This window comes from Bradyrhizobium sp. S3.7.6, assembly GCF_054061875.1.
The window spans coordinates 715,492-734,640 of the sequence record NZ_JBSSEQ010000001.1 but is presented as its reverse complement, the minus strand read 5'-3'; the positions used below and the strand labels follow the sequence as shown (position 1 = coordinate 734,640).

The 19,149-nt window shown below is 64.1% G+C and carries 17 protein-coding genes; 3 read left to right on the top strand and 14 right to left on the bottom strand.

All coding sequences use genetic code 11. The features are described 5' to 3' along the window. Positions 1-25: 25 nt before the first annotated feature. Both fabB and fabI read left to right on the top strand, forming a co-directional pair. Positions 26-1,249 carry a beta-ketoacyl-ACP synthase I gene (gene fabB / locus ACVJ5M_RS03465; RefSeq protein ID WP_063980148.1) on the top strand — a complete coding sequence of 408 codons (1,224 nt, stop codon included), beginning with the start codon at positions 26-28 and terminating at the stop codon, positions 1,247-1,249. A gap of 138 nt (positions 1,250-1,387) precedes the next feature. After that, positions 1,388-2,188 carry an enoyl-ACP reductase FabI gene (gene fabI / locus ACVJ5M_RS03460; protein WP_231143732.1) on the top strand — a complete coding sequence of 267 codons (801 nt, stop codon included), beginning with the start codon at positions 1,388-1,390 and terminating at the stop codon, positions 2,186-2,188. A 106-nt stretch (positions 2,189-2,294) separates the two neighbouring features. On the opposite strand, the gene ACVJ5M_RS03455 is transcribed toward fabI, so the two are convergent. From ACVJ5M_RS03455 to ACVJ5M_RS03430, 6 genes are all read right to left on the bottom strand, one after another. Further along, on the bottom strand, positions 2,295-2,891 hold the full coding sequence (locus tag ACVJ5M_RS03455; RefSeq protein WP_354099476.1) for a glutathione S-transferase family protein: 597 nt from the start codon (positions 2,889-2,891) through the stop codon (positions 2,295-2,297). A gap of 116 nt (positions 2,892-3,007) precedes the next feature. Next, positions 3,008-3,811 carry a hypothetical protein gene (locus tag ACVJ5M_RS03450; protein ID WP_063980145.1) on the bottom strand — a complete coding sequence of 268 codons (804 nt, stop codon included), beginning with the start codon at positions 3,809-3,811 and terminating at the stop codon, positions 3,008-3,010. Positions 3,812-3,830: 19 nt separating this feature from the next. Next, positions 3,831-4,070 (bottom strand): hypothetical protein, encoded by a 240-nt coding sequence (locus ACVJ5M_RS03445; protein ID WP_245328512.1) that lies wholly within the window; start codon positions 4,068-4,070, stop codon positions 3,831-3,833. Continuing rightward, positions 4,067-4,639, bottom strand: coding sequence for a hypothetical protein (locus ACVJ5M_RS03440; RefSeq protein WP_245328511.1), 573 nt, complete (start codon positions 4,637-4,639; stop codon positions 4,067-4,069). Before ACVJ5M_RS03440 ends, ACVJ5M_RS03445 begins: the two co-directional genes overlap by 4 nt. Before the next feature lie 111 nt (positions 4,640-4,750). Next, positions 4,751-5,215, bottom strand: coding sequence for a GNAT family N-acetyltransferase (locus ACVJ5M_RS03435; RefSeq protein WP_063980144.1), 465 nt, complete (start codon positions 5,213-5,215; stop codon positions 4,751-4,753). A gap of 76 nt (positions 5,216-5,291) precedes the next feature. After that, positions 5,292-6,218 carry a hydrogen peroxide-inducible genes activator gene (locus ACVJ5M_RS03430; protein ID WP_028150571.1) on the bottom strand — a complete coding sequence of 309 codons (927 nt, stop codon included), beginning with the start codon at positions 6,216-6,218 and terminating at the stop codon, positions 5,292-5,294. A 114-nt stretch (positions 6,219-6,332) separates the two neighbouring features. Here ACVJ5M_RS03430 and katG point away from each other — a divergent pair, with 114 nt between their 5' ends. After that, positions 6,333-8,498, top strand: a complete 2,166-nt coding sequence (katG, locus tag ACVJ5M_RS03425; protein WP_354097317.1) for a catalase/peroxidase HPI — start codon at positions 6,333-6,335, stop codon at positions 8,496-8,498. Positions 8,499-8,574: 76 nt separating this feature from the next. Here katG and pnp read toward each other — a convergent pair whose 3' ends face one another. From pnp to rimP, 8 genes are all read right to left on the bottom strand, one after another. Beyond that, positions 8,575-10,731: a polyribonucleotide nucleotidyltransferase gene (gene pnp, locus ACVJ5M_RS03420; protein ID WP_231143729.1), complete on the bottom strand. Its 2,157-nt coding sequence runs from the start codon at positions 10,729-10,731 to the stop codon at positions 8,575-8,577. 363 nt (positions 10,732-11,094) lie between these two features. Further along, the gene (rpsO, locus tag ACVJ5M_RS03415) at positions 11,095-11,364 is read right to left on the bottom strand and encodes a 30S ribosomal protein S15 (RefSeq protein ID WP_008131787.1); all 270 of its coding nucleotides are present in this window, start codon (positions 11,362-11,364) and stop codon (positions 11,095-11,097) included. 2 nt (positions 11,365-11,366) lie between these two features. Next, a complete protein-coding gene (gene truB, locus ACVJ5M_RS03410; protein ID WP_063980141.1) occupies positions 11,367-12,485 on the bottom strand; it encodes a tRNA pseudouridine(55) synthase TruB in 1,119 nt (372 codons plus the stop codon). Continuing rightward, positions 12,482-12,913: a 30S ribosome-binding factor RbfA gene (rbfA, locus tag ACVJ5M_RS03405; protein WP_063980140.1), complete on the bottom strand. Its 432-nt coding sequence runs from the start codon at positions 12,911-12,913 to the stop codon at positions 12,482-12,484. The genes truB and rbfA overlap by 4 nt, the downstream gene beginning before the upstream one ends. Before the next feature lie 156 nt (positions 12,914-13,069). Then, positions 13,070-15,778: a translation initiation factor IF-2 gene (gene infB, locus ACVJ5M_RS03400; protein WP_063980139.1), complete on the bottom strand. Its 2,709-nt coding sequence runs from the start codon at positions 15,776-15,778 to the stop codon at positions 13,070-13,072. Positions 15,779-15,850: 72 nt separating this feature from the next. Beyond that, positions 15,851-16,534, bottom strand: a complete 684-nt coding sequence (locus ACVJ5M_RS03395; protein WP_354099475.1) for an RNA-binding protein — start codon at positions 16,532-16,534, stop codon at positions 15,851-15,853. Positions 16,535-16,557: 23 nt separating this feature from the next. Continuing rightward, the gene (gene nusA, locus ACVJ5M_RS03390; RefSeq protein WP_028150578.1) at positions 16,558-18,168 is read right to left on the bottom strand and encodes a transcription termination factor NusA; all 1,611 of its coding nucleotides are present in this window, start codon (positions 18,166-18,168) and stop codon (positions 16,558-16,560) included. A gap of 2 nt (positions 18,169-18,170) precedes the next feature. Beyond that, a complete protein-coding gene (gene rimP / locus ACVJ5M_RS03385) occupies positions 18,171-18,929 on the bottom strand; it encodes a ribosome maturation factor RimP (protein ID WP_063980137.1) in 759 nt (252 codons plus the stop codon). Positions 18,930-19,149: the final 220 nt, after the last annotated feature.

Genomic DNA, 19,149 nt, shown 5'->3' with positions numbered 1-19,149 from the left:
AGACAATGATTTAGGCGAGGCTGTCATGAGGCGGGTTGTGGTCACCGGGATGGGTATCGTCTCGTCCATCGGAAACAACACCCAGGAAGTGCTTGCGAGCCTTCACGAGGCGAAGTCAGGCATTACGCGGGCTGAAAAATATGCCGAACTCGGCTTCCGTTCGCAGGTGCAAGGTGCGCCGACGATCGATCCCGCGACGGTTGTCGACCGGCGTGCGATGCGCTTCCTCGGCCAGGGCGCGGGGTGGAATCACATCGCGATGGAGCAGGCGATCCAGGACTCCGGTCTGTCGCCCGAAGAAATCTCCAACATCCGCACCGGCATCATCATGGGTTCCGGCGGCCCGTCGGCCCGCACTATCGTCGAATCCGCCGACATCACCCGCACCAAGGGGCCGAAGCGCGTCGGACCGTTTGCCGTGCCGAAGGCGATGTCGTCCACGGCCTCCGCGACGCTCGCGACGTGGTTCAAGATCAAGGGCGTGAACTATTCGATCTCCTCGGCCTGCGCGACGTCGAACCATTGCGTCGGCAACGCCTATGAGACGATCCAGATCGGCAAGCAGGACATCATTTTCGCCGGCGGCTGCGAGGAGCTGGACTGGTCCCTCTCGGTGCTGTTCGACGCCATGGGCGCGATGTCGTCGAAGTACAACGATACGCCCGCCACCGCCTCGCGTCCCTATGACGTCAACCGCGACGGCTTCGTGATTGCCGGCGGCGCCGGCGTGCTGGTGCTGGAAGAGCTCGAACATGCCAAGGCGCGCGGCGCGCGCATTTACGGCGAGATCGTCGGCTACGGCGCGACGTCGGACGGTTACGATATGGTCGCGCCCTCCGGTGAAGGCGCCGAGCGCTGCATGCGCATGGCGATGTCGACGGTGAAGACCAAGGTCGACTACATCAATCCGCACGCGACCTCGACGCCAGCAGGCGATCCGCCGGAGATCGACGCGCTCCGCAGGGTGTTCGGTGCCGGCGAGAAGTGCCCGCCGATCTCGGCGACCAAGGCGCTGACCGGCCATTCGCTCGGTGCGACCGGTGTGCAGGAGGCGATCTACTCGCTGCTCATGATGAACAACGGCTTCATCTGCGAGAGCGCTCACATCCAGGAGCTCGATCCCGTGTTCGCCGACATGCCGATCGTGCGCAAGCGCATCGACAACGTCAAGATCGGCACCGTGCTGTCGAACTCCTTCGGCTTCGGCGGCACCAACGCCACGCTGGTGTTCAGCCGGCTGGATGTGTGAGCCCAGCACTCTGTCATGCTCCGCGAAAGCGGGGCATCCAGTACGCCGCGGCATCTCGGCCTATAACTGCTGTCTCTGGAATACTGGATCGCCCGCCTGCGCGGGCGATGACGTCGGAATGATGGGAGCCGCTGGGCAATGGAAGGACTGATGAAAGGCAAGCGCGGTCTGATCATGGGCATCGCCAATGATCATTCGATCGCCTGGGGCATGGCGAAGGCGCTGCATGCCCACGGTGCCGAGCTTGCCTTCACCTTCCAGGGCGAGGCACTGGGCAAGCGCGTCAAGCCGTTGGCGGAGCAGCTCGGCGTGGAATTGGTGCTGCCTTGCGACGTCGAGGACATTGCCAGCGTTGATGCGACCTTCGCCGTGCTGCGCGAGAAATGGGGCAAGCTCGATTTCGTCATCCACGCCATCGGCTTTGCCGACAAGAACGAGCTGAAGGGCCGCTACGCCGACACCAGCCGCGAGAACTTTTCGCGCACCATGGTGATCTCCTGCTTCTCGTTCACGGAGGTGGCAAAGCGTGCCGCCGAGCTGATGACGGAGGGCGGCAGCATGATCACGCTGACCTTCGGCGCCTCGGAGCGCGCGATGCCGAACTACAACGTGATGGGCGTCGCCAAGGCGGCGCTGGAGGCCTCCGTGCGCTACCTCGCCTCCGATTTCGGACCGCGCGGCATCCGCGTCAACGCCATCTCCGCAGGCCCCATCCGTACGCTCGCCGGCTCGGGCATCGGCGAGGCGCGTGCGATGTTCGGCTTCATGCAAAAACATTCGCCGCTCCGCCGCGGCGTCACGCTCGACGAGCTCGGCGGCTCGGCGCTGTATCTGTTGTCGGATCTCTCCGGCGGCGTGACCGGCGAGATCCACTATGTCGATTCCGGCTACAACATCGTCCTGATGCCAAGGCCGGACGATCTGAAGGCGTCAGAGTGATTTCGTAGGGTGGGCAAAGGCGCAGAGCGCCGTGCCCACCATCTCTCCATGACCGCAGAAAGACGTGGTGGGCACGCTCCGCTTTGCCCACCCTACGAGAGTTGGTTTATCCCGCGGCGATCTGCTCTGCACGCTGGAACGCCGGCCCCGCCATGCAGCGCGCGAGATAGGCATCGAACGCCGGGCGGGACGGCACCATCTTGAACAGGCGCACCGCAAAATTCAGGCCGGAGCCGACCGTGATGTCGGCGGCGGAAAATTCCTCGCCGAGGATCCACGGTCCCTTCGCGAGCGCAGCTTCCAGCACGTCGAACACCTGCGTGGCGCTGCCCCAGGCCGCCGTCGAGGTCGGGATCTCGATCTTGGTGAAGATCTGGATGATGGCAGGCTCGATGCAGCCAGGCGAAAAGAACAGCCATTGCAAATAGCGCGCACGACGCGGATCGGTTACCGCGGGCGCGAGCTTCGCTTCGGGATAGCGGTCGGCGATGTAGGCGCAGATCGCGGCGGCCTCGCCGAGCGCGGCATCGCCGTCGGCGAGCGCCGGCACCTTGCCCATCGGATTGACCTTGAGGAAATCCGGCGCCTTCTGCGCGCCGGTCGAGATGTCGGTCAGCACGCGCTCATAGGGCAGGCCGCTCTCTTCCATCAGCCAGAGCGTCGTGAACGAGCGCGAGCGGGGTGACCAATAGAGCTTGATCATGGCGAGAACTTTCCATTGGCGTAACGGCGGGCGAGGGCAGATTCATTGCGTGTTTGCGCCCGATGCGCAACGCACTATGCCTAGATGGATGCGCCGTTCTGCGAGCGATATCTTGGTCAACGTGACGGCGACGGACGTTGCAGCAGGGCCGGCAGCGTCTTGTCGAGACTCTTCGTCAGCATCGTGCGTACCCCGTCGCGCAGCACCGGGTTGTTGACTGCGTCCGCCGGCTTCTCCGGAAACATCGCGCGATCCAGCTCGCTTGACGGACCGCCGAGCGGATTGTGCAGCAAGCGCTCTACATACGTGTCCTCGGTCATCAAGGCGGGTGCCTCCTTGATCAACGCGAAGGTGGTACCGTCATAGACCCGGATGTACATCATCGCGAAGAGATGGACTGGCCCACCGTAAGGGTATTGTGAGATACCGATGCCGGATTCCCGATGCGTTCCGTGATTCCGGTGGACGACGATGTAGCGCTCACACCGCAGTTTGGGCGCGAGGAAGCGAACGAAGTTTCCGATGTCGGTCGCTGCGCTGTAAAAAAACGGATGCTGCTTTTCGCGACCACCGGACTTGAGCTCTTCGACGGTGTAGGGGATTCTCTTCACGGAACTGCCGGCCGCAGCGGCGCGAACGCGCGAGACGACGAGGTCGTCGAGTGCCCACGCCGCAATCGAGACCCGCGCACGTTTGTCCATGAACGTGAAAGGCCCAAACTTCTCGACCACGAATAGGTCACCGCCGACCGGTATCACGCCGATTTGGCACGGGCCGCTTTCAACCGGTCCGCTTGGCTTGACGCCTGCCGGTTTCCTGATCGCGGGCTTGACCACTTCCGGCTTTGGCGCCGGTTGCACCTGCCCGCCTGTCGGCGACAGCAGCGCGTATGATACCAATGCGCCGGCAAGCAGATTCATCGTCGTACGCCAACGCGCCTTATTGCGCGAAATACGGCGGCAAGATCTTGTCCAGCCGTTTGGTCAGAAAGTCGCGGGTGGTGTCGCGCAGGGCGGTGTTGTTGGCGGAGTCCGCGGCCGTCTCCGGAAACATGGACTTGTCCACCTTCTGCAAAAGCTCGTTCGAAACGAAGTTGTCAGCCATATGCTTCATGACACCTTCGAACGTTACGGCGGGGCCTTTCATGATTTCGAAGGTGCGGCCGTCGACCCACGTCACGCCGATATAGGAGAAGACATATGCATATGAGATGAGACCGACACCCCGGCTGAAGATGCCGACGCCGCTGAGCGACTGATTGGTCCCGTCAAGCTGTCCTTCGCTGCGCATGACGACGAGATAGCGTTCGCAACCAGCAGTGGCGCGACCTGCCGGATCAGGTTCGACAGCTCCTCGCGCTGATTGCGAAACAGGCCGGATTTGGGGTGGTAGCAGGAATCGAGTGCACCCTTGGCATAAGTGATCCGTCGCACCGGCGTGTTGCCTGCTGCGGCCCGCACCCGCGCAAAGACAAGATCGTCAAGGCCCCAGGATACCGGGACTTCGGCATAGTCGTTGCCGAACACGGTCAAACCGATCTTCTGGACGACGAAGATGTCCCCGGTCCCCGCAATCACGCCGGCGCCGCAAGGACCGGCAGTCGCCGACTCCGCAGGCTTCGGCGTCGCCTTCGCCGTCGCTTTCTTGGCTGTCGGCTTTGCCGATGGTGCGGTCTGAGCGGCGGGAGCGGTGGTTGCGGGAGGGGTTTGCGCTGCTGCCGAAGTCAGGAAGGACAGCAGGATGAGCACCGGGGCAGCAAGTCGAAACATGGATTCCAAGGATCAGAGGCGGGAGGTCATCGGACGCGCCACACTAGGGTGGGATCGCGACAACCGCAAGCTGCACCCGGAGGTCGCCGTCTATTCGGTGGGCCGCTGCCGCTTCCACCGATAATACTTCATCACGAACCCATTCGACGGCTCGATCTCTTCCTTCTCGAACACAAAGCCTTCGCGTTCGTACCAGCGCCAGGCTTTTTCGTTCTCGCGCACGCAGCGCAGGTGCATCTCGTCGGGCATTTCCGTGCGGGTGAAGGCGAGCAATTGCCGTCCGAGCGATTGCCCCTGGTAGGCGGGCCCGACGAAAAGCATGTCGAGATAGAGTTTTGGCAGATGCAGCGCCAGCATGGCGGCGATCGTGCCGTTGTCGTCGGCGACGAACAGGCTCCAGCCGTTCTCGATCTCGCGCCTGATGCGTGCGCGCAGATTTGCCAGCAGGAACTCGCTCGCCTCGGCGAGGCCGGTCGAGGCCCAGCTTTCCATCCAGACGCGGCCGATCTCGTCATATTCGTCGGTGCGCGCGGGACGGATGACGGGATCAGACATTGGTGCTCTCAGTTCGATCTGCCGCCTTGCGCCGGGGCTCGCTTGAATGATCCCGGCTATTCAGGAAAATTCCCGCCTACCCACGTTGGCCGCGCGTGGCTTGCCGCGGGCGCGCCTTGCCGGCCGACAGGCACACCACCTCGGAGATCTGCAGCAGCTGCCGCGCCAGCGGGCTGGTCTTGCGCCAGACCATGCCGATGGTGCGCGAGGGCTCGGGATCGCGGAAGCGCGACAGCGAGACCGAGGCCGATCGCGTCTCCACCGACACCGCCATTTCCGGGATCAAGGTGACGCCGATTCCGGCGCTGACCATCTGGACCAGCGTCGACAGCGAATTCGCATCCAGCATCTCGCGCGGCGGCGCCGATTGCATGTTGCAGAACGACAGCGCCTGATCGCGGAAGCAGTGCCCTTCTTCAAGCAGCAGCAGCCGCATCTCGCGCATCATCTCGCGCGATGGCACCGGTGTGCCTTCGTCGGAGCCCGGCCGCACCAGCAGGAATTTTTCGTCGAACAGCGCGACTTCGGTGAGCGAAGGCTCGGACACCGGCAGTGCGACGATGGCCGTGTCGAGCCGGCCTTCGACCAGTTCCTGGATCAGCCGCGGCGTCATCGTCTCGCGCACGCGGATGTCGAGCTCCGGATGCATGCGCGTGAGATTCTTGGTGATCTTCGGCAGCAGATAGGGCGCGATCGTCGGGATCATGCCGATCCGCAGCCGGCCCGCAAACCGGTCCTGCGAGGCGCGCGCGAAATCGCCAAGCTCATCGACCGAGCGCAGGATGTCGCGGACGCGCGGTGCGAGCTCCTCGCCGAACCGGGTCAGCGCCACCTGCCGGGCGCTGCGCTCCAGCAGCAGGCCGCCAAGCGCCTCCTCCAGTTCCTTGATCTGCATCGACAGGGCCGGCTGGGAGATCGAGCTTGCCTCCGCCGCGCGGCCGAAATGGCCGTGACGCGCCAGCGCGTCGAAATATCTGAGCTGGCGCATCGTCACGTTGGCCATCAGAAAATCCTATCGCAGCGATCATTAAAGTCAACTTCCCCTGATCGAATGCGAAGCCTAGAGTAATTCTACCTGGTCAAAGGCGCGAGTTCGACGCCACCAGAGGAGGTATTCATGGATGACACTTCGAAGTGCCCGTTTTCGGGCGGAAAACCCACGCGCGTGAACCGCGACTGGTGGCCGACCCAGCTCAGCATCGAGATGCTGCACAAGAATTCGACCCTGTCCGACCCGATGGGCAAGGAGTTCGACTATGCCAAGGAGTTCAAGTCGCTCGACCTGAATGCCGTCATCAAGGACCTGACGGCTCTGATGACGGACTCGCAGGAATGGTGGCCTGCCGATTTCGGCCACTATGGCGGCCTCATGATCCGCATGGCCTGGCACAGCGCGGGCACCTATCGCACCACGGACGGCCGCGGTGGCGCCGGTGCCGGTCAGCAGCGTTTCGCACCGCTGAACAGCTGGCCTGACAACGCCAATCTCGACAAGGCGCGCCGTCTGCTCTGGCCGATCAAGCAGAAATACGGCCGCAAGATCTCCTGGGCCGATCTGATGGTGCTCGCCGGCAACGTCGCGCTGGAATCGATGGGCTTCAAGACCTTCGGCTTCGCCGGCGGCCGCGCCGACGTGTGGGAGCCGGAAGAGCTCTATTGGGGTCCTGAAGGCACGTGGCTGGGCGACGAGCGCTACAGCGGCGAACGCCAGCTCGCCGAGCCGCTCGGCGCGGTGCAGATGGGCCTGATCTACGTCAATCCGGAAGGCCCGAACGGCAAGCCTGACCCGGTCGCCGCGGCCAAGGACATCCGCGAGACGTTCGCCCGCATGGCGATGAACGACGAGGAAACCGTCGCGCTGATCGCCGGCGGCCACACCTTCGGCAAGACCCACGGCGCGGGCGATCCGTCGCTGGTCGGTCCGGAGCCGGAAGCGGGCGCGCTCGAGGATCAGGGCCTCGGCTGGAAGAGCAAGTACGCTTCCGGCCTGGCGGGCGATTCCATCACCAGCGGTATCGAGGTGACATGGACGACGACGCCGACGAAGTGGAGCAGCAACTTCTTCGAGAACCTGTTCAAGTACGAATGGGAGCTGACGAAGAGCCCGGGCGGTGCGAATCAGTGGACGGCTAAGGGTGCCGACGCGATCATTCCTGATGCCTTCGACAAGTCGAAGAAGCACCGGCCGACGATGCTGACGACCGACCTCTCGCTGCGTCTCGATCCGGCCTACGAGAAGATCTCGCGTCGCTTCTTCGAAAACCCGGATCAGTTCGCGGACGCCTTTGCCCGCGCCTGGTTCAAGCTCACCCACCGCGATATGGGTCCGATCCAGCGCTATCTCGGCCCGCTGGTGCCGAAGGAAACGCTGATCTGGCAGGATCCGATTCCGAAGGTGAACCACGAGCTGGTCGGCGACCAGGACATCGCTGCGCTGAAGACCAAGATACTGGCTTCGGGCCTCTCGGTCTCCGAGCTGGTCTCGACCGCCTGGGCGTCGGCTTCGACGTTCCGCGGCTCCGACAAGCGCGGCGGCGCCAACGGCGCGCGCATCCGTCTGGCCCCGCAGAAGGATTGGGAGGTGAACCAGCCGGCTCAGCTCTCCAAGGTTCTCGGCAAGCTCGAAGCGATCCAGAAGGACTTCAACGCATCGGCAGGTGCGAAGAAGGTCTCGCTCGCCGACCTCATCGTCCTCGGCGGTTCTGCCGCGGTCGAGAAGGCCGCGAAGGATGCCGGCGTTGACGTGAAGCTTGGCTTCACGCCGGGCCGCATGGATGCTTCGCAGGAGCAGACCGACGCGGAATCCTTCGCCCCGCTGGAGCCGCGGGCCGATGGCTTCCGCAACTACGTCGGCAAGAAGCATCAGTTCCTGCAGCAGGAGGAAGCTCTTGTCGATCGCGCGCAGCTGCTGAAGCTGTCCGGTCCCGAGCTGACCGCGCTCGTCGGCGGTCTGCGTGTGCTCGGCGCCAATGCGGGCGGTTCGAAGCACGGCGTCTTGACCTCGAAGGTCGGAACGCTGAGCAACGACTTCTTCATCAACCTGCTCGACATGAGCGCGCAGTGGACGCCGGCGGCTGACGGCACCTACGAGGCCCGCGACCGCAAGACCAACGCGGTGAAGTGGACCGGCACGCGCGCCGACCTGATCTTCGGTGCGCACTCGCAGCTCCGCGCCTTCGCCGAGGTCTATGCCTCGTCGGACGCCAAGCAGCAGTTCGTGCAGGACTTCGCCAAGGCCTGGACCAAGGTGATGAACCTCGACCGGTACGACCTCGCGGCCTGATCCCCGGGCTTAAGCAAGCGACAAACAAAAAGGGCGGCCGCGAGGCCGCCCTTCGTGTTTCTGATGTGCGGATCGATTACTCGCCGGCGGCTTCGCGCGGGGTCTTCTCGCCGTCGCCGCCCTTGCCTTCGAGGTCTTCGCCGGTGGTCTGGTCGACCACCTTCATCGACAGCCGGGTCTTGCCGCGGTCGTCGAAGCCGAGCAGCTTGACCTTGACCTTGTCGCCTTCCTTGACGACGTCGGAGGTCTTCTGCACGCGCGCCGAAGCGAGCTGGCTGATGTGGACGAGGCCGTCCTTGGAACCGAAGAAGTTCACGAAGGCGCCGAACTCCATCACCTTGACGACGGTGCCGTCATAGATCTGGCCGACTTCCGGATCGGAGGCGATCGACTTGATCCACTTGATCGCGGCCTTCATCGCCTCGCCATCGGAGGAGGCGACCTTCACGGTGCCGTCGTCCTCGATGTTGACTTTGGCGCCGGTCTTCTCGACGATCTCGCGGATCACCTTGCCGCCGGTGCCGATCACTTCGCGGATCTTGTCGGTGGCGATCTTGAAGGTCTCGATGCGCGGCGCGTACTCGCCGAGCTCGGCGCGGGCGTTGGTGAGCGCCTTGGCCATTTCACCGAGGATGTGGATACGGCCATCCTTGGCCTGACCGAGCGCCACCTTCATGATCTCTTCGGTGATGCCCTCGATCTTGATGTCCATCTGGAGCGAGGTGATGCCTTGCTCGGTACCGGCGACCTTGAAGTCCATGTCGCCGAGATGGTCCTCGTCACCGAGGATGTCCGAGAGCACCGCGAAGCGCTTGTCCTCGAGGATCAGGCCCATCGCGATACCCGCGGTCGGCCGCTTCAACGGCACGCCGGCATCCATCAGCGCCAGCGAAGCGCCGCAGACCGAAGCCATCGAGGACGAGCCGTTCGACTCGGTGATCTCCGACACCACGCGCGTGGTGTAGGGGAACTCGTGATGCGGCGGCAGCACCGGGTGGATCGCGCGCCAGGCCAGCTTGCCGTGGCCGATCTCGCGGCGCTTGGTGCCGCCGAGGCGACCGGTCTCACCGACCGAATAGGGAGGGAAGTTGTAGTGCAGCAGGAACGTCTCTTTGTACGTTCCGGACAGCGCGTCGATATACTGCTCGTCCTCGCCGGTGCCGAGCGTGGTCACGACCAGCGCCTGGGTTTCGCCGCGGGTGAACAGCGCCGAGCCGTGGGCGCGGGGCAGCACGCCGACTTCGGCGATGATGTTGCGCACGGTCTTGCTATCGCGGCCGTCGATGCGCTTGCCGGTGTCGAGAATGTTCCAGCGAACGATCTTGGCTTCCAGCTCCTTGAACACGCCGGAGACGCGCAGCTTGTCGTATTTCGGCTCCTGCCCTTCGGGGAAGTAATGGGCGATCACCTTTTCCTTGACCTTGCCGACCGCGGCGTAGCGATCCTGCTTGACCGGAATGGCGTAGGCGGCGCGCAGCTCCTGCTCGACGAGGCCGAGCATTTCCTTCTCGAGCGCCGAATTGTCGATCACCGTGACTTCGCGCGGTTCCTTGGCGGCCTTCTCGGCGAGCTCGATGATGGCGTTAATCACCGGCTGGAAGTGGCGGTGACCGAACATCACGGCGCCGAGCATGATGTCCTCGTTGAGCTCCTTGGCTTCCGATTCCACCATCAGCACGGCGTCGGCCGTGCCGGCGACGACGAGGTCGAGCTGGGTGTCGACCATCTCGTCGAGCGTCGGGTTGAGAATGAACTCGTCATTGGCGAAGCCGACGCGCGCTGCGCCGATCGGGCCCTTGAAGGGCGCGCCGGACAGGGTCAGCGCAGCCGATGAGGCCACCAGCGCCACGATATCGGGATCGTTCTCCATGTCGTGCGACAGCACGGTGACGATCACCTGGGTCTCGTTGCGCCAGCCGTCGACGAACAGCGGACGGATCGGACGGTCGATCAGGCGGGAGACCAGCGTCTCCTTCTCGGTCGGACGACCCTCGCGCTTGAAATAGCCGCCGGGAATGCGGCCGGCTGCGTAGGTCTTCTCCTGGTAGTCGACCGTCAGCGGCAGGAAGTCGACGCCTTCGCGCGGCGCCTTCGCCGCGACGACGGTGGCGAGCACCACGGTCTCGCCATAGGTGGCGACGACGGCACCGTCGGCCTGACGCGCGATCTTGCCGGTTTCAAGCTTGAGAGGGCGTCCACCCCAGTCGATCTCGACTGAATGCTTATTGAACATAGATGTCTTCTTTCATGGGTTCTCGAAAGAAGGACGGCCCGAAAAACAAAAACCATGCGCAAGATTGCGGGACGTTGATCGAAGCGGGCGATCAGCGTCCTGCGATCCTGCCATGGTTTTCGGATTTCGGATGGCGTCCATCCTTTCGGGTCATACGGGCGCCTTGCCCGTTGTGCCCAGCCGCCGGATTGCTGCTGGACTGTCAGTCGGCACGAACGCGAACACCGGATTGCGGTCCTCGCCCATCGTGCCCGGGTGCTAGCCGTCAACGGCTCGCACCCGACGCGCACGCAGCCTCGATCAAAAACCTTTAAACAAACGCTTTCGCTCGAAACCGCGCGCCAGTGGCGCGCGCAGGAACACTTAACGACGAATGTTGTGCTTCTCGAGCAGCGCCTTGTAACGCGCCTCGTCCCTCTTCTTGAGGTAGTCGAGCAGCGAGCGGCGGGTCGAAACCAGCTTCAAGAGGCCGCGACGCGAATGGTTGTCCTTCACGTGGGTCTTGAAATGGTTGGTGAGGTTGTTGATGCGTTCCGACAGGATCGCGACCTGAACCTCCGGCGAGCCGGTGTCGCCGGCCTTGTTGGCATTCGTCTTGATGACTTCCGCTTTGCGTTCTGCGGCAATCGACATCGTCAATTTCTCTCGTTGCGACCGGTGCTGGCAGTCAGACCGGTCAGGTTGAACACACGCTTGGGGATGATTTCGCCGTTGCCGACTTCAGCAAGCGCCAATAGACGGCCTGCCACCGTGACATAGACTGTGCCGCTACTAGTGGGCGCATCCCGTCCGCGCAATAAAACGGCCTGGCCCCGATGGAGCCTTGCCGCATCAGCCCGAGTGACGGCCAGTGCCGGGATGTCGTCCAGCGCGGTCTCAACGGGCATAAGCGCGTCGGCGAGGCTGCCCTCGCCGGACGCGGCTCTATCGCATAAAGCCTCCAACTGATCCAGCGGAATCATGTCGTTCTCGTCAAATGGGCCGACCAGGGTCCGCCGCAGCGCGCAGATGTGGCCGTAAGTGCCGAGAATCCGGCCCATATCGCGGGCCAGCGCCCGGACATAGGTGCCCTTGCCGCACTCCGCCTCGAACACTGCCCGGTCGCTATCCGGTTGATCCACAAGGGTTAAATGATGAATTTCGACGGGACGGGGGGCCAGTTCCACAACCTCGCCGTCGCGGGCGAGGTCGTAGGCGCGCTCGCCCTGGACCTTGATCGCGGAATAGCGCGGCGGGATCTGCTCGATCACCCCGGTGAAGCGGGGCAGCAGGGCCAGGATGGCCTCCTGGGTCGGGCGCTGGTCGGAGGTCGCGGTGACCCGGCCCTCGATATCATCGGTGTCGCGCTCCTCGCCCCAGCACACGGTGAACTGGTAGCGCTTGCGGCCGTCCATCACGAAGGGAACGGTCTTGGTGGCCTCGCCGAGCGCAATCGGCAGGCCGCCGGAGGCGAGCGGGTCGAGCGTGCCGGCGTGTCCCGCGCGCTTGGCGTTGAACAGGCGCTTGAGCACGGCGACGGCTTGCGTCGAGGTCATGCCGATCGGCTTGTCGAGCACGACCCAGCCATGGACGTCGCGGCGGTCGCGGCGCGGCTGGTTGCCCTTCTGCTTGTTGGCGCGGGGATCGTTGTTGACGCGGCGCGGCTCCTGATGCGGCTGCGAATCGCCGCCGAGATCCGCAAAATTATTTTTCTGCACGTCGCGCTGATCGGTCTCTTCGCCGCCGATCGTGCCGTGAGCCGGGTCCATCGTCATCGCTCTTCTTCCCGATCCGAATCCGGATCCTGTTCCAGGTCCTTCTGCACCGCAGGTGTTCGCAAAAGCTTCTCGATCCGTTCCGCTTCGTCGAATCGTTCGTCGACGCGGAAACGAAGGTCAGGTGCAAATTTCAGGTTAACGCGCCGCGCGACTTCGCCGCGCAGGAATTTCTTGTTGCGCTCGAGCGCAGCGATGATGACCTCGGTGTCGCGGCCACCGAGCGGCATCACGTAAACCGTTGCGAGCTTCAGGTCGGGCGACATCCGAACCTCCGGCACGGTGATGATGTGACCTTCGAGGTCCACATCATGCACATTGCCTTGCGCCAGAATCTCGGCCATCGCGTGGCGAACCTGCTCGCCGACACGCAACTGGCGTTGCGAGCCGCCCGGCGCGGAACTTTTCTTCTGATGGTGGCGGGGCATGGTTGAAAATCACCTCGTCGTGCCCGCGTTTGGGACACGAGCATTGTCATTTGTCCTGTTGAAACGAATGCGGCGCGGATGGCCGGAATAAATCCGGCCATCGCACTCCCGCAATTTCAGCTCAAAAAGATCCGGGCGCTTCGGTAAGATTTGGACTTACAGGGAGCGCTGGATCGTCTCCACGCGATAACACTCGATCACGTCACCGGCACGCATGTCGTGGTAGTTCTCGAAGGCCATGCCGCACTCCTGACCGGACTGGACTTCCTTCACTTCGTCCTTGAAGCGCTTCAGCGTCGACAGCTTGCCTTCGTGCACGACGACGTTGTCGCGGATCAGGCGCACATTGGCGCCGCGTTCCACGGTGCCGTCGGTGACGCGGCAGCCGGCAACCTTGCCGACCTTGGAGATGTTGAAGATCTCCAGGATCGCGGCATTGCCCAGCATGGTTTCACGCAGGGTCGGCGCGAGCAGGCCGCTCATCGCCTTCTTCACGTCGTCCACGAGGTCGTAGATGATGTTGTAGTAGCGGATCTCGATGCCGTTGCGCTTGGCGGCCGCAGCCGCCTCCTTGTTGGCACGAACCGAGAAGCCGATGATCGCGGCGTTGAAGCCTTCCGCGAGCGTCACGTCCGATTCCGAGATGCCGCCGACGCCGGCATGCAGGATGCGGGCTGCGACTTCATCGGTGCCGAGCTTCTCCAGCGAGCCGAGGATCGCTTCCAGCGAGCCTTGCACGTCGGCCTTGATGATCAGCGGGAATTCCTTGCGGCCCGCCGTCTTCAATTGCGACATCATCTGCTCGAGCGAGCCGCGCATGCCGGAGATCGAGGCAGCCGCGTTCTCGCGCTTCTGGTGCGCGCGATAGCTGGTGACCTGGCGGGCGCGGGCTTCGTTCTCGACCACCGCGAGACGATCGCCGGCCTCCGGCGGACCGTTGAAGCCGAGCACCTCGACCGGAACCGAAGGACCGGCCTCATGCACCGTCTCGCCCTGATCCGAGATCAGCGCGCGGACGCGGCCCATCTCGGCGCCGGCGACAATGATGTCACCGACACGAAGCGTGCCGCGCTGGACCAGCACGGTCGCGACCGGGCCACGGCCGCGATCGAGCTTGGCTTCGATCACGGTGCCTTCGGCCGGACGCTCCGAATTGGTCTTCAGGTCGAGGATGTCGGCCTGGAGCGCGATCATCTCGAGCAGCTTGTCGAGATTGGTCTTGTTCTTGGCTGACACTTCGACGTCGACGACTTCGCCGCCGAAGGATTCGACCTGCACCTCGTGCTGGAGCAGCTCGGTGCGCACGCGCTCGGGCTTCGCATCGGGCTTGTCGATCTTGTTGATGGCAACGATGATCGGGACCCGCGCCGCCTTGGCGTGGTTGATGGCTTCGATCGTCTGCGGCATGACGCCGTCATCGGCAGCAACCACCAGCACGACGATGTCGGTCACCTTGGCGCCGCGGGCGCGCATCGCGGTGAACGCGGCGTGGCCGGGCGTGTCGATGAAGGTGATCTTCTTGCCGCTTTCGGGCGACAGCACCTGATAGGCGCCGATATGCTGGGTGATGCCGCCGGCTTCGCCGGAGACGACGTTGGCATGGCGGAGCGCGTCGAGCAGCGAGGTCTTGCCGTGGTCGACGTGACCCATCACGGTCACGACGGGCGAACGCGTCTCGGTGTCGGTGGAATCGTCGGTGGCGTCGAACAGGCCTTCTTCAACGTCGGACGCGGCAACGCGCTTGACGGTGTGACCAAGCTCTTCGGCGATCAGCTGCGCAGTGTCGGCGTCGATCACGTCGGTGATCTTGTGAATCGCGCCCTGCTTCATCAGCATGCGGATGATTTCCACCGCGCGCTCGGCCATGCGGTTGGCGAGCTCCTGGATGGTGATCGCTTCCGGAATGACCACCTCGCGGATGAGCTTTTCCTTCGGCTCGTTCGCGGCATGGCCCTTCAGGCGCTGAGTGCGGCGGCGGAACGAGGCGATCGAGCGCTCGCGCACGTCGTCGGCATTGAATGCGGTCACGACCGTCAGGCGACCGCGCTCCTTCTGCGGGCCGGGTTTGTGGGTGGGCTTGGGGGCTACCACAGGACGCGCGGCGCCGCCGGGACCGCGACGGATCTGGCGCGGACCATCGTCCTCGTCCGGTCCGGCTGCGACCGCGGGAGCGCGACCCAACGGGCCGCCTCCCGGCCTCGCGGTGGTCGTTCCAGGGCGCGCGGTGGTTGTTCCCGGGCGTGCCGTGGTCGTGGTGGTGCCGGGGCGTGCTGCGGGCGCGCCAGGACGTGGCGTGGGAGCGGCCGGGGCGGCAGTTGCAGGGCGCGCGGCTGACGCCGGCTGTTCGCCTTCGCCAAAACGCTTCTTGGCCTCGGTTTCGGCCTTGCGCTTGGCTTCCTCTTCGTGGCGGTGGCGCTCATCCTCGGCCTTGCGGCGGGCCTCGGCGGCTTCGCGCTCGACGCGTTCGGCGGCTTCGCGGACAGCGCGGCGCTGGGCTTCGTCTTCGGCCTGGCGGCGCTCTTCGACTTCGCGCACCTTGGCGTCGGCCAGCGCGCTGGCGCGGGCGGAACGTTCGTCCTCGGTCAGCGTGCGCAGCACCACGCCGGAGCCGGCGTTGCGCGGCGGAGCCGGGCGTGCCGGAGCGGGAGCAGGCGCGGCCGGTGCCGGCTTTGCAACAACCGCGGGAGCTTGCGGTTCGGGGCTGCCGTCGACGCGGCGCTTGCCGCGCTTCTCGACCACGACCTGCTTGCTGCGGCCATGGCTGAAGCTCTGACGCACAGTGCCCGTTTCGACGCGCGGCTTGAGCGATAGCGTCTTGCTCGGAACGCTCAGCTTCTTGTCGTCAGGGGTCTTGGTATCAACCATTCAGCAGTCCTAATCCTGATCTTTGTTAACGTTGTGCGTTGCCGCACCGTCCTATCGGGTCGTCGTTGTCTCTCAGAAATCCTGGCCGGGCTTTTCGGCAGTCTTGTCATCGTCCGCCATCCGGTATCGGACCAGCATCTGGCTACGTGACAGGAATGACTTGCTCGCCGGGCCCGCGAGCAGGGCAGCATGTATCACATTTGACCGGGTAAGTGCCAAATCCAATTCTATCGATTTCAACGCAGTGACGACGGGAATCTGCGGCTTGGCGCCGCGATTCCCGTCATTTTGACGTGCCAGCATGTCCAATTTGCGGATTCCGTCCGCGGCCCCGTCGCTGGCATGGATCAGGACCTCGGCCGTGCTTTCCCGCAGGGCGCTTTCGACCTTGCCGAAGCCGGCCACAATCTGGCCCGCCTTGGCGGCAATCCCAAGGGCTTCCGTCACACTCCGAACCAGGAGCGCCTCGATGTCGGCGGGAAGCGTCTGGGGAGTGCGCAGCTCGCGCTTGAAGGCTTTGCTAAATTGGTGACGCCGCACGGCTTCCGCAACCACCTCGCGCGAGGCGGTGACCCACATGCCGCGTCCGGGCAGCTTGCGCTTGAGATCGGGAACTATGTCGCCTTGCGGCGAAATGACGAAGCGGATCAGCTCGTCGATCGGCCGGACCTCGCGACTGACCGCGCACATCCGCATGGTCGCGGACCTTTCGGTCCGCGGTCCATGGTCGAGATCGTGGTCAGTATCTGCGAGCATCCGGGCGACATTCTCCTTCGTCCTTAAGCCGGCTGATCTTCGGTCGCCTCGGCCTCTTCGGCGGGCTTCGCGAGATCGGCTTCGGTGATCCAGCCGGCTTTGACGCGGGCCTGCATGATCATGGCTTCGGCATCGTCACGGGAGATCTCGATACCGTCGAGCGCACCAGGGAATTTGGTCTGCTCGCCGCCTTCCTTGCGCTCGGTCCAGCCGACCAGATCGTCAGTGGCGCAGCCGGCGAGGTCTTCGACGGTCTTGATGTCGTTCTCGCCGAACTTGACCAGCATCTTGGAGGTGACGCCCGGCACGTCCTTGACGGCGTCCTCGACACCGAGCTCCTTGCGCTTGGCCTCGATCTCGGCCTCCTGCTGCTCGAGATATTCGCGGGCACGGTTCTGGAGCTCTTGCGCGGTCTCCTCGTCGAAGCCTTCGATGCCGGCGAGTTCCTTGAGGTCCACCATCGCGAGTTCCTCGACCGAGGTGAAGCCTTCGGACGCCAGCAGCTGGCCGACCACCTCGTCGACATTGAGCGATTCCATGAAGACGCGGGTGGAGTTCTCGAAGTCGGCCTGGCGGCGCTCCGATTCCTCCTGCTCGGTCAGGATGTCGATGTCCCAGCCGGTGAGCTGCGAGGCCAGACGCACGTTCTGGCCGCGGCGGCCGATCGCCAGCGAGAGCTGGTTGTTGGTGTCGGGCACGACGACCTCGATGCGCTCGCGGTCTTCGTCGATGACGACCTTGGAGACTTCGGCCGGCGCCAGCGCGTTGACCACGAAGGTCGCGATGTCGGGCGACCACGGAATGATGTCGATCTTCTCGCCCTGCAGCTCGTTCACCACCGCCTGCACGCGCGAGCCGCGCATACCGACGCAAGCGCCGACCGGATCGACCGAGGAATCGCGGGAAATCACGCCGATTTTCGCGCGCGAGCCGGGATCGCGGGCCACCGCCTTGATCTCGACGATGCCGTCATAGATCTCAGGCACTTCCTGCGCGAACAGCTTCGCCATGAACTGCGGATGGGTGCGGGAGAGGAAGATCTGCGGGCCGCGGGTCTCGCGGCGGACGTCGAAGATGTAGGCGCGGACGCGGTCGCCGTTGCGGAACACTTCGCGCGGCAGCATCTCGTCGCGGCGGATGATGGCTTCACCGCGGCCGAGGTCGACGATCACGCTGCCATATTCGACGCGCTTGACGACGCCGTTGACGATGTCGCCGATGCGGTCCTTGAATTCCTGATATTGCCGGTCGCGCTCGGCCTCGCGCACCTTCTGCACGATCACCTGCTTGGCCGATTGCGCGGCGATGCGGCCATATTCCAGCGGCGGCAGCGTATCGGCGATGGTGTCACCGACCTGGGCGCCGGGATTGGCGCGCTGCGCATCCACCAGCGAGATCTGGTTGGAATGATTTTCGACCTTCTCGACCACCAGCATGTGGCGCGACAGCCGCAGCTCGCCCTTCTTCGGGTCGATCTCGGCATGAACGTCAGTCTCGCTGCCGTAACGTGCCCGTGCCGCCTTGGCGATGGCGTCTTCCATTGCCGCGATGACGATGCCGCGGTCGATCGATTTCTCGCGCGCGACGGCATCGGCGATCTGGAGCAATTCAAGTCGATTGGCGCTGACTGCCATGGCTAGTCTCCTTCGTCAGGCTCGATCTCGCCCCGCCGCGCGCGTTCGGCGGCCAGGCGGTGCTTCTTCGTATTGGTCGGTGCCGGCTTCTTTTTTTGCGGCTTGGTGTTCTTGGTGATCTTCGCACTGATTTCCGCGTGCGGTGCAGCCGGCGGCTCGATGCCGAGATCGCGGCGCATCTGGCGCTCCTCGGCCTTGCCGCGGCGCATGGATTCCGCGATCAGCTCGTCGGTCAGCACCAAGCGTGCCTCACCGATGTCTTCCATCGTCAGGAGAACGTCGGGATTATCGTTCGCCTTGACGTCGTCGCGATGCAGGTGCACGCGGTCGCCTTCGACGGCACCAAGCATGCCACGGAACCGCTTCCGCCCCTCATGGGCGACCGCCATGTCGATCTTCACCAGATAGCCGGAATAGCGCTCGAAATCCGAGCGGCGCACCAGCGGACGGTCGATCCCCGGCGAGGAGATTTCCAGCCGATAAGCGCGGTCGATGGGGTCCGCGACGTCGAGCACGGGCGACAGCGCCCGCGAGATCGCTTCGCAATCCTCGAGCTGCATCGAGCCGTCCGGCCGCTCGGCCATGATCTGCACGGTGCAGCCGGCCTCGCCGGAGATGCGGATCCGCACCAGGCGGTAGCCCATGCCCTCGAGCACCGGACCTGCGACCGCAGACACACGTGCCGCCACGCCCGGCTCGACCACGAGCCTCGGCTCGGCCAGCAACTCGGCATCCGTGGAACCAGTGTTCGGTTCGGTCATATCAGGGGTCAAGGCGCTCGATGGTTAAGGCTTGGTTAAGGACTTGAACAGGTTAGGATCCGCAGAGCCTGTTTCGGAACTCTTTATCCCGGCAGCTCGCCGGGCCGCATATCTTCAACCAAGCCGCGTTCAGGTAATAAAAAAGAGCGGGTCCTTTCGGGCCCACTCTCACTACGCGGATCGTATGAGAAGATGAATTGGCGCTGATATAGCCCTTTCC